The organism is Bacillus sp. JJ722, from assembly GCF_036963345.1.
Classification (GTDB): domain Bacteria; phylum Bacillota; class Bacilli; order Bacillales; family DSM-1321; genus Bacillus_AD.
The window spans coordinates 1-16,049 of the sequence record NZ_JBALMO010000005.1; the positions used below are offsets into that span (position 1 = coordinate 1).

Annotated in this window: 13 protein-coding genes and 2 pseudogenes; 1 reads left to right on the forward strand and 14 read right to left on the reverse strand. The window is 36.9% G+C overall.

All coding sequences use genetic code 11. The annotated features are described in order from the left end of the window. Positions 1-15 precede the first annotated feature (15 nt). The 14 genes and pseudogenes from V7014_RS00440 to V7014_RS00500 form a co-directional block, all read right to left on the reverse strand. Positions 16-525 (reverse strand): L,D-transpeptidase, encoded by a 510-nt coding sequence (locus tag V7014_RS00440; RefSeq protein WP_438824839.1) that lies wholly within the window; start codon positions 523-525, stop codon positions 16-18. A gap of 30 nt (positions 526-555) precedes the next feature. Further along, entirely contained in the window at positions 556-1,542 is a 987-nt protein-coding gene (locus V7014_RS00445; RefSeq protein WP_335502730.1) for an aromatic acid exporter family protein, read from the reverse strand. A 235-nt stretch (positions 1,543-1,777) separates the two neighbouring features. Further along, positions 1,778-2,215, reverse strand: a complete 438-nt coding sequence (locus V7014_RS00450) for a BrxA/BrxB family bacilliredoxin (protein ID WP_335502733.1) — start codon at positions 2,213-2,215, stop codon at positions 1,778-1,780. Positions 2,216-2,340: 125 nt separating this feature from the next. After that, a complete protein-coding gene (gene meaB, locus V7014_RS00455) occupies positions 2,341-3,378 on the reverse strand; it encodes a methylmalonyl Co-A mutase-associated GTPase MeaB (RefSeq protein ID WP_335502736.1) in 1,038 nt (345 codons plus the stop codon). After that, positions 3,378-5,564: a methylmalonyl-CoA mutase gene (gene scpA, locus V7014_RS00460; protein ID WP_335502741.1), complete on the reverse strand. Its 2,187-nt coding sequence runs from the start codon at positions 5,562-5,564 to the stop codon at positions 3,378-3,380. Before scpA ends, meaB begins: the two co-directional genes overlap by 1 nt. After that, the gene (locus V7014_RS00465; protein ID WP_335502745.1) at positions 5,565-7,442 is read right to left on the reverse strand and encodes a methylmalonyl-CoA mutase family protein; all 1,878 of its coding nucleotides are present in this window, start codon (positions 7,440-7,442) and stop codon (positions 5,565-5,567) included. 244 nt (positions 7,443-7,686) lie between these two features. Next, positions 7,687-8,523 (reverse strand): dihydrolipoamide acetyltransferase family protein, encoded by an 837-nt coding sequence (locus V7014_RS00470; protein WP_438824840.1) that lies wholly within the window; start codon positions 8,521-8,523, stop codon positions 7,687-7,689. After that, a pseudogene (locus tag V7014_RS27145) lies at positions 8,517-8,946 on the reverse strand (biotin/lipoyl-containing protein); the annotation flags it as partial. The pseudogene V7014_RS27145 and the gene V7014_RS00470, both read right to left, overlap by 7 nt. 47 nt (positions 8,947-8,993) lie before the next feature. Then, positions 8,994-9,977: an alpha-ketoacid dehydrogenase subunit beta gene (locus tag V7014_RS00475; RefSeq protein ID WP_335502750.1), complete on the reverse strand. Its 984-nt coding sequence runs from the start codon at positions 9,975-9,977 to the stop codon at positions 8,994-8,996. 18 nt (positions 9,978-9,995) lie between these two features. Then, positions 9,996-10,985, reverse strand: coding sequence for a thiamine pyrophosphate-dependent dehydrogenase E1 component subunit alpha (locus V7014_RS00480; protein WP_335502753.1), 990 nt, complete (start codon positions 10,983-10,985; stop codon positions 9,996-9,998). Between the two features lie 21 nt (positions 10,986-11,006). Then, positions 11,007-12,431, reverse strand: a complete 1,425-nt coding sequence (gene lpdA, locus V7014_RS00485) for a dihydrolipoyl dehydrogenase (RefSeq protein ID WP_335502755.1) — start codon at positions 12,429-12,431, stop codon at positions 11,007-11,009. 28 nt (positions 12,432-12,459) lie between these two features. Further along, a pseudogene (locus tag V7014_RS00490) lies at positions 12,460-12,735 on the reverse strand (butyrate kinase); the annotation flags it as partial. Further along, complete coding sequence (locus tag V7014_RS00495; protein ID WP_335502758.1) at positions 12,714-13,208, reverse strand: phosphate acyltransferase; 495 nt, start codon at positions 13,206-13,208, stop codon at positions 12,714-12,716. The pseudogene V7014_RS00490 and the gene V7014_RS00495, both read right to left, overlap by 22 nt. A 173-nt stretch (positions 13,209-13,381) precedes the next feature. Further along, complete coding sequence (locus V7014_RS00500; RefSeq protein WP_335502760.1) at positions 13,382-15,439, reverse strand: sigma 54-interacting transcriptional regulator; 2,058 nt, start codon at positions 15,437-15,439, stop codon at positions 13,382-13,384. A 210-nt stretch (positions 15,440-15,649) separates the two neighbouring features. Between V7014_RS00500 and V7014_RS00505 the strand changes: the two genes are divergently transcribed. Beyond that, complete coding sequence (locus V7014_RS00505; RefSeq protein ID WP_335502762.1) at positions 15,650-15,889, forward strand: DUF2627 domain-containing protein; 240 nt, start codon at positions 15,650-15,652, stop codon at positions 15,887-15,889. Positions 15,890-16,049 lie beyond the last annotated feature (160 nt).

Below are 16,049 nucleotides of genomic sequence, written 5' to 3' on the forward strand. Positions count from 1 at the left end.
ACCATATACTACTTATTATTGAATCGCTCCATAATCTTTAGCAATTTCTCTGAAGCTTTTTGAAGACATTGTAACGAGAATTTTACTTTGTAAAGGGATTAATTCATATAATCTTTCCACATCACTATTCTTCATTCTAATGCAACCATTTGAAATATAATGACCTACCGACCAAGGTTGATTCGTTCCATGCACGCCATATATTCTTCCGTCTGTATTCAGCGCATCAAAGCCAATCCAACGTGATCCAAGTGGATTTCGCGGGTCTCCTCCTGGAATATTTTTCTTCCGATAGTATGGATTCTTTGCCTTTACTACGAATGTAAATAAACCTTCAGGCGTTAATTCATTACTTTTCCCTGTTCCCACCGGAAAAATTTCTACAACCTCACCATCTTTAATAAAAGCAAGCTTATTATTCGCTTTATTTACAATAACAAAAGGATTTTGCTTTAATTGTTGAGCTTCTACCGTAGCAGGCTGTAAAAACGAAAACATTAATAAAAAAGACAATACTACATTCAAAGGATCATCACCCTAAACTTTTTGCTTAGTTTAAGCTAATATCTTCTTTTTCATTCCTTGTTTATTCCTCGAAAAACCTTTATAAACACTCTTCAATATTAAATATTTTTCTAATTCTTTAATCGTTCCCATCATAGCCACTTGTACGTCAAATTCTTTTCGCGATTTAGGCAATTCCATAGCATGAACTTCCTCTAGCATATCATCTAGTTTTTTCAAATAAATATGTGAAGTATTATAAGGATGTATATGCACACTTAGATCATCAATAAAATCCGCAATTAATTCGCTATACGGTGATGTTGATGATATAGAAGCGACTAGCGGCAGCATTCTTTCAATAATTTCAAACTGTTTTTCTCTCATCTTAAAATAATAATAATACAGATCGTCATGACGAGTAACATGATTCTCTACATCACGAAAAGCCAATGACTTTGCCTCCGCAATCATATCACTGACAATCATAAATTCTTTTCCGTCCCAATTGCTTTTATTCGTACGGATATACAACGCCATTTTCTTGAAAATGAATGAAAAATGCTCTTCGATATCTTGCTGATATTTTTTTAATTTAGCTTCCATACTTGGCATGTACATATTAATCAATAACGCGACTGTTATACCAATAACTAATAAAGCCATTTCATTTAACAATAGTCTCCAAGTCACATCACCTGCAGAATAAATATGTAGAATAATAACACTACTTGTAACGATTCCTTCTTTTACATTTGCAGCTACTACTGTTGGAATAAATACCAATAGCATCAAGCCAATAATAGCTGGATTAAATCCCAATCCTTCAAAAAATATTGTGGAATATATCATGGCTATTATACACGCAAGAAAACGACTAAACGCAGCTTTCAATGATTTCTTCTTCGTTACTTGAACACAGAGTATCGTAATAATCCCTGCCGAAGCAAAGCTTTGAAGATTAAGTAATTGAGCAATATAAATAGATATTGCAACACCAATGGCTGTTTTTATCGTTCTGTATCCTATTTTTATCATAAACTCCTTCTTTCACTCCATACAGGAAAAAGTAATTCTTCTTCCTAAAAATACTAATATTTAAAGTATGGCATTCGATTACTGACATTTCAATATTAATTGCCAGTAAAAAACTATCCCTTCTTTCCAAACATAAAAAGCTCCACTTTATAAATAGTCTTTACTATTCTTACGTTCATAGTCCATTAATGCACAACAAAAGAGCAGATCCTAAATGAATCTGCTCTTACAAATATTAAACTTCTTCACAATACTCATCAAAGTATTGTTGTAACTTACTGATAACGGACATTGGATCATGACCTTCAATTTCGTGTCTTTCTACCATTGTACAAATCTTACCGTCTTTCAATAATGCAAAAGATGGTGAAGAAGGTGGATAACCTTCGAAATAACCTCTTGCTTCTTCAGTTGCTGCTTTATCTTGTCCAGCAAAAACCGTTACAAGATGATCAGGTTTCTTATCATAATGTACCGCATGAGCAGCAGCTGGTCTCGCAATTCCACCAGCACATCCACATACAGAGTTAATTAATACAAGTGTTGTACCTTTTTTCGAAAAAGCTTCGTTCACTTCTTCAGGTGTTGTTAATTCAGTATATCCAGCAGCCTTTATTTCATTACGAGCTGTACTTACAACATCATTCATGAAAAAATTAAAATTCATATTCATTGACGAACCTCTCCTAGTATAATCTGTCATTATCACCATAATAACAATACTAAGCTTTGTATTCAACCAATTAAGAAACTTAAATAGTCGTATCCAGGAAAATGTGATATTTAGCTTAATAACCACTATTTATTGAGATGATAGAGGAAAGTTTGAATAGCTTCCATCACAGCCAGACTAACGGTTTTATCGCCATTCATCACTTCTTCTTCTAATACAGGAATTAAAGAACGCATTTGTTTGTTCTCAAAAAATACACGGTGAAGTTGATGGGAAAGTGATTGATTCATCCATTCTTTCGTTTGGAACCTTCTTCTTTCATCAAAGACTCCACTTTGCTTACCTTGTTGCATGAAATCTTGAATGACTTCCCATATTTCATGAATGCCAGTGCCTTTAATACTTGAACACGTATAAGCTTTTGTCTGCCACCCAAATGTTGCTGGCTGAAGGAAATGAAGTATTCGATTATATTCTTCTTTCGTTACCATTGCAGTTTGTTTATTATCACCATCAGCTTTGTTAACAACAATTGCATCAGCTAGCTCCATAATTCCTTTTTTCATTCCTTGCAACTCATCACCAGCACCAGTAATCGCCAGCAACATGAAGAAATCAGTCATCCCTCGAACAATGGCTTCACTTTGACCGACGCCAACTGTTTCGATGATGATGACATCAAAACCAGCCGCTTCACAAAGTAACATACTTTCCCTAGTCTTTCGATGTACACCACCTAATGTACCTTCAGATGGAGAGGGGCGAATAAAAGCATTCTCATGTCCTGAGAGGAGTTCCATTCTTGTTTTATCACCCAATATACTTCCACCCGTAATAGATGAGCTTGGATCAATAGCAAGTACAGCTACTTTATGATTAGCGTTACATAAATCTGTTCCAAATCGTTCAATAAACGTACTTTTCCCAGCACCTGGTACTCCAGAAATCCCTATACGAATTGACTTATTCGTATAGGGTAACACCTTCTGCAATAGATCTTGTGCACTTTCAAAATGATGCTGTGCGTTGCTTTCAATAAGTGTGATACCTTTTGCTAACATCGCACGATTACCGGCCAAAATTCCTTGTAGAATCTCCTCCGTATTGATTTCTCGTCTATTTTTCTTCACAAATCTTGTATGCTTTTCGTTTTTGTCTTTCATTATGAAGACACTTCCTCATATCCTAGTGCTTTATAAATAGCTTTCATTAATGTTTTAGCTGCTTCTGGGATAACTGTACCTGGTCCAAAAATAGCGACCGCACCATTTTCTCTCAAGTAATCATAATCTTGCTGTGGTATAACACCACCAGCGATAACTAAAATGTCTTCACGTCCAAGTTTCTTAAGTTCTGCAATAAGCTGAGGTAACAATGTTTTATGTCCAGCAGCAAGTGAACTCATACCAACTACATGTACGTCATTTTCCACCGCTTGCTTCGCTGTCTCTTCAGGTGTTTGGAATAGAGGTCCGATATCAACATCAAATCCTAAGTCCGCGAATGCTGTAGCTACAACTTTCACACCGCGGTCATGTCCGTCTTGTCCCATTTTCGCCATTAAGATACGAGGTCTTCTACCTTCATTTCCAAGAAAATCCTCCGTCATTTGTAGAACTTCTGAAATATCAACTTGATCACCATAAGCTGTGCTATATACACCACTAATCGTACGAATAATAGCTGAGTGTCTTCCTGATGCAAGTTCAATTGCCATAGAAATCTCTCCTAATGAAGCTCTTTCTCGTGCTGCTTCAACAGCTAGTGCTAATAGGTTACCTTCTCCAGTTTCTGCCGCAACCGTAATAGCTTCTAGTTTCTCGATTACTCTTTCTTCATTTCGCTCAGCTCGCAATTGCTCTAGCTTCGAAATTTGGCTTTCACGAACAGCTGTATTATCAACTTCAAGAATTTCTAGCGCTTCTTCTTTTTCTAGTCGATATTTATTTACACCTACAATCGTTTCTAATTTAGAGTCGATTTTCGCTTGGCGTTTTGCAGCTGCTTCTTCAATTCTCATCTTTGGTACGCCTGTTTCAATCGCTTTTGCCATACCGCCTAAAGACTCGATTTCTTCGATATGTTTCCAAGCTTTCTCGATTAGTTCATTTGTTAATGCTTCTACGTAGTAGGAACCTGCCCATGGATCGATAACTTTCGTAATGCTTGTTTCTTCTTGTAAGAACAATTGGGTATTACGTGCAATTCGTGCAGAGAAGTCAGTTGGCAACGCAATAGCTTCATCAAGTGCGTTTGTATGAAGTGATTGCGTATGACCAAGAGCCGCTGCATGTGCTTCAATCAATGTTCTTGTTACATTATTGAATGGATCTTGTTCTGTTAAACTCCAACCTGATGTTTGTGAGTGTGTACGAAGCATTAACGATTTCTCATTTTCTGGTTCAAATTGACTCATTAACTTCGCCCAAATGAAACGTCCAGCTCTCATCTTCGCAACTTCCATAAAGTAGTTCATACCGATTGCCCAGAAGAAAGATAGCCGCGGAGCAAATTTATCAATTGGAATACCTGCTTGTAAACCGGTACGAACATATTCAATGCCATCCGCAAGAGTATATGCCAATTCAATGTCAGCTGGCGCTCCCGCCTCTTGCAAGTGATATCCTGAGATTGAAATACTATTAAATTTCGGCATATTTATTGAACTATACTCAAATATATCAGCAATAATTTTCATACTCATTTTCGGTGGATAAATATATGTGTTACGAACCATATATTCTTTTAGAATATCATTTTGGATAGTACCTGCTAACTTATCTTGCGTAACACCTTGTTCTTCAGCCGTTACGATGAAGAATGCCAAAATTGGAAGGACAGCACCGTTCATTGTCATGGAAACTGACATTTGATCTAATGGAATACCATCAAATAATTGCTTCATATCGATGATACTATCGATTGCTACACCTGCTTTACCAACGTCACCAACTACACGAGGATGATCTGAATCGTAACCACGGTGAGTAGCAAGGTCAAACGCAACCGATAAACCTTTTTGCCCCATAGCTAAGTTACGGCGATAGAATGCATTTGATTCTTCCGCTGTAGAGAAGCCAGCATATTGACGAACTGTCCACGGTTTATTTACATACATCGTAGGATAAGGTCCGCGTGTAAATGGTGCTATACCAGGTAAGTGTTGCAATTGTTCCATACCTTCTATATCACTTTTGTTATATAAGGAACTGATTTTAATTTCCTCATTTGTTTCAAATAATAAGTCTTCCATTTCAGCATCGCTAATTTTTACTGCTTGTTCCCAATCCGCTTTAGATACAGTATTTGTTTTAGATGATAATTTTGAAAAATCACGACGAGTAGACAATTACATCACCTCCAAATCTTGTAATACATTTGTGATTACAGTAATCGCATTACTTTGAACAGAAACAAAATCTTTCAAGCCAGCTTGTTGTAATGCTTTCTCTAATTCGTTTGTCTGCTTTCCTGCCAAGAAAAGGGTTACATCACTATTCTCGACAAGTAAATCTTGTACCCAAGCAACAGCATGTTCAGCGTAATTAGCATCACTACCACAAAGCACAAAATGTTTTAATTTCGATTCTTTAACAAATGTTTTCGACTCTTCAGCCGATTGACAAACTTTCTCTATACTTTCAATTCCACCTGCTGCGAAGAAACCTTTAACAAAATCAGCTCTCGGTTTATACGATTTCAAGCTACCCATGCCAACTAATCCAATAGCTGGATATACGCCTTCTTTATTCTTATATTGAAGAGAGGCTATTCTTAATTGTTCGAACTCTTCAGCTAGCCTCTCTTCAGCTAATGGCGTAATTGAAATACTGTTATATGGCAATTGTATTTTTTCTGATTTGAGCGCACGCTCAGCGATATTGACTATGTCTTCAAGATTTGGATACACATTTGTTCCAATTAAACTATCTTTACGCATGGCAACATTAGCTTTCTTTAGTTGCAATACTTGTCCAATTGCTTCTTGAATCCAACCATCTTGTAACGAAGCAAGTGCTCCCCCACGTTTCTCTATTTCTAAAAATAGTGCCCATGCTTGGTCCGCTAAATCATTCGTTAATGATTCAACATAAAAAGAACCACCTGCTGGATCAACTACTTTATCAATTAGTGTCTCTTCTTTTAATACTAAATGGATATTACGAGCAATTCTATCGGAAAAAGCAGTTGTCTCATTTGTTGCTGAATCAAATTCTTTCACTTCTAAAGATTGAGCGCCTCCAACAACCGCAGCAAATGCTTGGTTAGCAGCACGCAATAAATTAACATACGGATCAAATAATGTTGCTGTAAACGATGATGTTTCTGAGTGTATAAACATTTTAAACGTGCTGCCATCACCAGTATATTCTTGACCAATTAAAGACCATAAACGTCTTGCTGCTCTAAGTTTAGCTACATTCATAAAGAAAGACGAATCGATAGCGAAAGAAAATACGACATTTTTCGCCAATCTTTCTGCTGAGTATCCGTTTTCTTCACCATACTGTAAGTATTCAACAGCTGTCGCTAATGCTAAAGCTAATTCTTGAACAGCATTCCCCCCTGCATTATGAACAGCAGTAGATTTAACTAAAACCTTTTTCACTTCAGGCATAGAAGAATCCATGGATTGTAATTGTTCAAACCATGTTGCAAAGTATTCCTTTGGATTTTCAAATCCTTTTCCTTGAATGGCACCTTCAGTAATTGGATCTTCTGCTAAAATACCTTTTAACTTTACAATCTCATCACTAGAAAGCTGCTCAAGTAGTGAAACAATTTGGCTTTGCTGACCTTTCGTATCGACAAACAATGGCTGTTCTTGTTGAATTACATTTTGGAAGAATTGAATCACTTCTGCATCATTCATTGAAGTTAACTGATTGATGTCAAATGCAATTGTATTTTGACCACGATTCTTTGCTTGTTCAAAGTTTGTTAAAATATCTGTAGAATTATTGCCTGATAATTTTTGAGATACTAACCAAGGTTGTTCTTTGTAACCCAGAGCGCTTGTTCCTCTTGTATATGGAGCAAATCCCGGCCACTCTTCATTAATTACTGTACTTTTCTCTGTGTACAAAGGATTCAGCTGAATACCTTCATATGTAGCAGTATGCAATTTAGTAAGCGGCTTGCCCTTCAAGCTCTTTTCAGCTTTAACTTCCCAATCCCTAACAGTTGCTTTTGGGAACTCAACCGCCTTTGTTTTTTGTAGATCCATATTTCGGCGCCTTCTGTAAGCATTTTTCCGCGATAACGCTTTAAACCTTTTCGCATACCTATAGAAGGCTTCCACCTCCCCCTCTATATGATGAATCACGTTACTATATATTTATTTAAAAATTAAAACTATTAATTCTATTCTAGTACAGCACATCTATTGTTGCAAACAGGGAATTAAAAAAACCTATTCCAGACATCAATAATTGTAAGCAATATTGATGCCTGTATAGGCTTATATTTTGTTAATAAATTGAAGTTCTATCGCTAGACATGCTTTCAACTATCTCTTTAACCCTAGCTAAAAATTTGCCGCAAATATAGCCATCTAGTACTCTGTGGTCAAGTGATAAACATAGATTTACCATATCACGAACAGCAATCATTCCATCAATAATAACCGGTCTTTTTACAATTGCTTCGATTTGTAAAATGGCTGCTTGCGGATGATTAATAATACCCATTGATTGGACAGAACCAAATGAGCCTGTATTATTTACTGTGAAGGTACCGCCTTGCATATCTTCCGCTTTCAACTTACCGCTTCTTACTTTATGTGAAAGCTCCGTTATTTCTCGTGCAATGCCTTTAATTGTTTTCTCATCTGCACTCTTAATAACAGGTACGAATAAAGAATCTTCTGTTGCAACCGCAATATTCAAATGAATATCACGTTTTTGAACAATTTTATCTCCTGCCCAAGTGGAATTGAGTTGTGGATATTCCTTAAGAGCTTGAGCGACTGCTTTCACAAAGAAAGCAAAGTATGTTAAATTATAACCTTCTTTTTGCTTGAAGCTCTGTTTTTCTTTTTCACGTAATGCTACCAGATTTGTAGCATCTACTTCCATCATCATCCAAGCATGAGGAATCTCTTGCTTACTGCGAAGCATATTAGAAGCAATTGCTTTTCTTACAGGTGTAATAGGAATCTCAACGTCTCCTGTTTGGGCAGTATACGTTGGAGAGTTAGCAATTAAAGGTTTCTCTTCGCTCTTAGGAAGGACAGGAGTTTGTTGTTGTTCAACCTTCATAATCGGAGTTGAAGGTTGTTCTACAACACCGTTCTCAACTAACTTCATAATATCTTTTCTTGTAATTCTGCCACCCGCACCTGTACCTTTTACATCCGTGAGTTCTATACCATGCTCTTGTGATAATCGTAAAACAGCCGGTGAGTATCGAGCACCCATTTTAGTATTTGTAGTTGCTTGCTCTGTTTGTTCTGTTTTCTTACTATTTATACTCTCATCGGATGCTACATTTTCCTGATCATTAGATTTGCCAGCTACTTCAATTGTACAAATCACTTCTCCAACTGCCAAAGTTTGATCCTCTCCAGCTTTCAACTCTGCAATCGTTCCAGTGAAAGAAGAAGGGATTTCAGCATTTACCTTATCTGTCATAACTTCAGCAATCGGATCATATTTATTTACGTGATCTCCAGGAGCCACTAACCATTTACTAATTGTTCCTTCTGTAACGCTTTCCCCAAGCTGAGGCATTGTAATTGTTTCAATTGTCACTTTGGAAAACCTCCTTTACTTCACATTTAAAATCCCGCAAGTTCTCTCATTGCCTGTTCAATCTTCTCGCTATTCATCATAAAGAATTTTTCCATTGTAGGTGCATATGGCATAGCTGGGACATCCGGACCTGCTAAACGCATAATTGGTGCGTCCAAATCAAACAAACAATTCTCAGCGATGATTGCTGATACTTCACTTATGATACTGCCTTCTTTATTATCTTCCGTTACTAATAATACTTTACCTGTCTTAGAAGCAGCTTCAATAATCGCTTCCTTGTCTAATGGGTAAATAGTTCTCAAGTCTACAACATGAACTGAAATCCCATCACTTTCAAGCCTTTCTGCTGCTTGAAGTGCAAAGTGTACGCAAAGTCCATACGTGATGACTGTTATATCATCACCTTCACGCTTCACATCCGCTTTTCCAATAGGTAATACGTAATCATCTGCAGGTACTTCACCTTTTATTAAACGATATGCTCGCTTATGCTCAAAGAATAGAACTGGATCATCATCACGAATAGCAGCCTTTAATAAGCCTTTAACATCATAAGGAGTAGACGGCATTACAATCTTCAATCCTGGTTGATTAGCAAAGACGGATTCAACAGATTGAGAATGATAAAGCGCGCCATGCACACCACCACCGTATGGCGCTCGAATAACCATCGGACAATTCCATGTATTATTAGAGCGATAACGTATTTTTGCAGCTTCAGAAATAATTTGGTTAACTGCTGGCATGATAAAGTCTGCAAACTGCATTTCGGCTATTGGGCGCATGCCATACATAGCAGCACCAATTCCCACTCCTGCTATAGCTGACTCGGCAAGAGGCGTATCTAGAACACGGGATTCACCAAATTGGTCATATAAGCCTTGTGTAGCCTTAAATACTCCGCCTTTTCTACCAACATCTTCACCTAAAACAAACACGCGTTGATCGCGTTCCATTTCTTCTCGGATCGCCATTGTTACAGCGTCAATATATGAAATAACTGTCATTATGATTCCCCTCCTTACTTATTCACCGTACACATATTTCAAAGCATCTTCAGGAGCTGCATAAGGAGCATTTTCAGCATAATCCGTTGCTTCATTTACAATTGTCATGATTTCACTATTTACTTGTTGTTCGATATCGTCTGTTAATATTCCAAAGTTCTTCAAATACTCTGCGAAAGCTGGAATTGGATCTTTGGCTTTTGCCTCTACTAATTCATCGTGAGCTCGATATACACGATCATCATCATCACTCGAATGTGGAGTTAATCGATGTACAAGCGTTTCTATTAAACTTGGTCCTTCTCCTCTTCTAGCTCTGTCAGTTGCTTCTTTCACAACTTTATACACCGCTATAGGATCGTTTCCATCCACCGTAACTCCTGGCATACCGTATCCAATTGCTCGATCAGATACCTTTGCACTTCCTAATTGTTTTTCAACAGGAACAGAAATAGCATATTGATTATTTTCACACATTAATATAACAGGTAGCTTATGCACACCGGCAAAGTTAGCTCCTTCATGGAAATCACCTTGGTTACTCGATCCTTCACCAAAAGTCACAAAAGTAACTAAATCCTTGCCTTCCATTTTCCCAGCTAAAGCAATTCCAACAGCATGTGGTACTTGCGTTGTTACTGGAGAAGATCCTGTAACAATGCGACAACTCGCTTTTGAGAAATGCCCTGGCATTTGGCGACCAGCTGAATTAGGATCTTCCGCCTTTGCAAATGCAGATAACATTAAGTCTTTTGCCGTCATTCCGAAAGTAAGAACAACTCCTACATCACGGTAATAAGGTAATACATAATCTTTCTCTTGGTTTAAAGCGAAGGCCGCACCTACTTGAGCTGCTTCCTGTCCTTGACAAGATATTACAAACGGAATTTTCCCCGAACGATTTAATAACCACATACGTTCATCAATTCTACGAGAGAGTAACATCGTTTTATACATTTCTAGAAGTTTTTCATTTGATAATCCAAGCTCTTCATGGCGATTTTCCATATTAATTCCTCCTTTAAAACCTTAAGAGTGTATAGCCTTCCCGTCTACTGCAAGTGCAGCTTCACCAATTGCTTCAGATAGCGACGGATGTGGATGTATAGCTTGAGAAATTTCCCACGGAGTTGCATCTAACACTTTTGCAATCCCTGCTTCTGAAATAAGGTCTGTAACATGTGGACCAATCATATGCATACCAAGAATGTCATCTGTATCTTGATCTGTAATGATTTTCACAAAACCGTCACTATCACCTAGAACCAACGCCTTCCCTACACCTTTGAAAGAAAACTTACCAACTTTAACGTTGTAGCCTTTATCCTTTGCTTCCACTTCCGTTAACCCAATACTAGCGACTTCTGGAGAAGAATATACGCATTTAGGAACTTGCAAAGGATTTAACGCATGCGGTTTCAAGTTAGCCAAATGTTCCACTGCTATGATTCCTTCATGTGAAGCAACATGTGCAAGTTGTAAGCCACCAATGCAGTCACCGATTGCATAAATATGTGATTCTTTTGTTTGATAATAAGGATTTGTTTCAATAACACCATTTCGCACAACAATGTCCGTGTTTTCAATACCAATGCCTTCAATATTTGCTTTTCTACCTACACTGACTAGTATTTTATCAGCTGTAAAGGTTTTCTTTTCACCTTTCACTTCCGCTGTAATTGAAACATCTTTATCGCTTCGTTCACATGTTTCAGCTAGAACTTGAGCATTCGTAATGAGCTGAATATTTTTCTTCTTAAGCAATCGCTGCAATTCACGAGTAATCTCTTGATCTTCCATTGGTAATATGGATGAAGCATATTCTAATACTGTAACTTCCACGCCAAAATCGCTTAACATGGAGGCCCATTCAATTCCTATAACCCCGCCACCGATAATGACAATACTTTCTGGCAGATTATCAAGATCAAGTGCTTCATCAGAAGACAATACTTGTTGACCATCAATTTCTAAACCTGGTAGTGATTGTGGTCTAGAACCAGTTGCTATAAGGACATTTTGAGGGATGAGCATTTCATTTTCACTACCATCATTCATTTCTACAGAGATAGTCCCTGGCATTGGTGAAAAGATAGACGGACCTAATATACGACCAGTTCCTTCAAACACATCTATTTTTCCTTTTTTCATTAAATGTTGAATACCTTTATATAAACTAGTAACAATTCCATTCTTTCGTGCTTGCACCTTAGAAAAATCCAATGCAATATCATTTGCTATAATTCCATAGTCACTACTATTAATGGTCTGTTGGTATACTTCAGCACTTCTTAAAAATGATTTAGAAGGAATACAACCTTTGTGAAGACATGTACCTCCAAGCTTTTGTTTTTCTACAATAGCTGTTTTTAAACCTAATTGCGATGCGCGAATAGCTGCTACATAACCTCCTGGGCCGCCACCAATAATCACTAAATCATATTCTCTTGCCATGTTCTACCTCCTTTAAAACATACTTCATTTATATTTTATATATTTTGCTTCTCTCTCCATCACGTAATACACGTAATGCACCTTCCGCTAAGGCTTGTAGTTCATTCTCACCAGGTTGCACCATAACATCAGCAATCCAATTTACCTTTGAAGAAATTGATTCTACAAAGTTTTTTCCATAAGCAAGACCACCTGTTAGAACGATTGCATCAACTTCACCATCAAGTACAACGCTTGCTGCACCAATTTCTTTAGCAACTTGATAAGCCATAGCGGAGAAAATTAGCTCTGCTTCTTCATTTCCATCATTTGAGCTTTCTGCATTAAATCTGGAGCAATGTTCATCGCTGCATCTGTAACGAATATTAAACGGTCATATCCAGGTATTTCAAATGCCGCGACATGTGAGAGTACATTATTTGTTCGAAGTCCATATTCATTATTTAAAACAGTTTTAAAAATCGTCGCTGTTGGTACATTCCCTTTCATTAGTAAAGAGGCTTCTGCATTATGAACGGCTTCGACAGCTGATTTTGCTGCATCTTCTAACGAAGGTGAATGAACAATCTTAATTGCACCGTATTTAGCACCATTTGATGAAACGGTATGGAGCATATTAATGATTTTTTCTTTATCACCAAACAATATAAAATTAGCCATATTTAATTCAACAGCATTAACTACAGCTTCAAGAACTTCTAAATCATGTGCAGCCGCAACAGCAACAGTTATATCACTTTGTTCTGTTGCTTGCTCTAACAATTGTTTTAATCTCATAAAAGTGACCTCGCCCTTTTTACAGTGACTCACCACATAATAATGCAATTTTCGTGCCAATCACCGCATATTTTATTAATTCCCATGATTCGCTACTATAAGACCTATTTTTAACACAGAAATATTTATCATAACCTGCAATATATTGCAGAATGTGCATTTTATTGCATGAATTATTTTTCAAGTTCATACTTTTCAACTTTATAATATAAGCTTCTTACGGATATACCGAGTTCTTTCGCACTTGCTGTTTTATTACCATTATTTCTTCTCAAACATTCTTCGATAAGTTTCTTCTCATACAAATCCATTTTCATAGAAAATGAAAGATGCGTTTCATTTTCTACATATACTCGCTCTTTCTTCTGTTCTATATTCGAATGAGAAAAATTCGGAATATGAGTCTCATCAATTATTGTGTCATTATATTTCATAAAGATAATGGCTCTACCTAATACATTTTCAAGCTCTCTAACATTCCCAGGCCAACGATAACTTTGTAGTTTAGCAATTGCTGTTTCAGTAATTGCTTCTATGTTTCTACCATATTCCTGATTCAGCTTTTGTAATAAATAGGCCGATACCATAGGTAAATCACCAATACGCTGTCTTAGCGAAGGAATATAAATCGGCATACGATTCAGACGATAGTATAAATCTTCACGAAATCTTCCTTCACTTATTGCTTTTTCTAAATTCACATTCGTAGCAGCAATCACCCTTACATTAATCGGAATAGCTTTTACACCGCCAACTCTTACTATTTCATTCTCCTGAAGGACTCGTAGTAATTTAACCTGAATATGTAGGCTCATCTCTCCAATTTCATCTAAAAAGATACTGCCATTGTTCGCTTCTTCAAAAAGGCCTTTTTTCCCGCCTCGCTTAGCACCTGAAAAAGCTCCCTCCTCATATCCAAATAATTCACTCTCTAATAAATTCTCAGATATTGCTCCACAATTCACTCGAATAAAATGATTGAACTTTCGATCACTTGCATTATGTATAGCATGTGCGAACAATTCTTTCCCCGTTCCTGACTCTCCTCTTAATAAGACAGTGACCGGCGTAGTCGCACTTAACTTTGCTTGATTTATCGCCAGCTTCATTTCTTCTGAGCTACCGATTATATCTTCAAAAGCATATTTCGCTTCTAATGTCCGAATAATTTGTCTAGCACGATGCAATTCATTATTCAATTCTTTCATTTCTGACATATCGTGAATGACTCCCACACTACCTTTTAACTTACCGTTCACAATAATAGGAGCAACATTAACAATAACCTCCTTCTTATGTGGACCTACTAGCATTTTCACACCACGTACCGGCTTTCTTGTTTGCAAAACTTTCATATGCATACTTTCACCCTCATAGATGTCCGCTGTAGCAGGCTTTCCGATGACTTCTTCTTCACTTAAGCCCGTAATTCTAGAGTAGGCGGGATTAATGAGAATGCCTTTTCCATGTTCATCTACGACAGTGATTGCATCATTACTAGATTGAATAATAGCTTGTAGCATTGTTTGTATTTCTTTCAAGTTTGTTATTTCTTCAGCAAGATTAACAACCTCGGTAATATCTTTAAAAACAGCAAATGCACCAATTATTCGATTCTCTTCATTCAGCATTGGGAAACGCGTTGTTATCACCTTTAAACCATTGCTCAAAACATGCTCTTTATTAGCTTCAACCTTTCTACTAACTAGTAGATTTGGCAGTCGACTATTATGTATAATTTCCTTAACATCCTTACCAATCGCCTCTTCTTGCGGTACACCAATCATCATCTCCGCACTACGATTAAATAAGATTATTTTTCCTTCTCTATCAATAACAACCATACCTTCATCCGTTGAATTAAAGATCAGATTTCGTCGATGTGATTCACTTTGTAATTTATCGATTAACGATTCTTTCTCTTCAAGAAGCCGTGCAATAATAAAAGCAACAGTACCTGGAATAAGTACAGTATGAGGACTTTTGAAGCTACGTATTTCACGAAATGTTGTTTGACAACCCGTTACTTCAATTATAATATCGTAAGAATCATCAAGGTATTTCTTCCAATCTGCTCCATAGGCTACTCCCATTTGTTCAGCGAGCTTTAATCCACTCGCTTCTTCATTTAAGTCAATTACTGCACCAACTTGTAAGAAATCTATTTCATTCAGTAACTTTAGAATAGATGTTCCACCTTGACCAGCACCAACAATCATGACTTTTTGCACAAATTCACCCTCTTCATCTAGTGTTCAGGAACCAATATTGTAATCGATATTAACATAACAGTTCTGTATGGATAAATGTTAAAAATAACCATTTCTTTTTTCATCTTACGCTAGCGGAAGTTTCTTGACAAATCAGAATAATATTTTATTCTACAACTAAGGGAGAAGTAATTTTATACTAACAATTCCAAAAAAAGGGGACTACTTACCATGGGGAGATTAATAGCATTTATTATACTATTTATACCTGGTGTTTTCGCTGCTATAGGCATTAAGTTTATGCGCGATATGATTTTCGGAATATTACAATTCCCATTTTCATCTCTAATGGTACAATTTATTGTCGGTATGTTTCTAATGGTGGGAGGCGTTGGATTTATCGCCGGCTTTATTCTTCATAGAGACCGAAAGCGCAATAAAGTTCAAAAACGATTTAATAAAAAGGTTTAGAACAAGCATACAATACTCCTGCATAAAAAGAAGGATGTTCAATAAGCCCTATTTACAATCATTATTTGATTGATGAGAAAGTAATTCTTTAGATTTTTAAGAAGATACATGGGTCTCATATAGACCGAAAGCGCCAAATATAGGTATTCTAGCATAACAG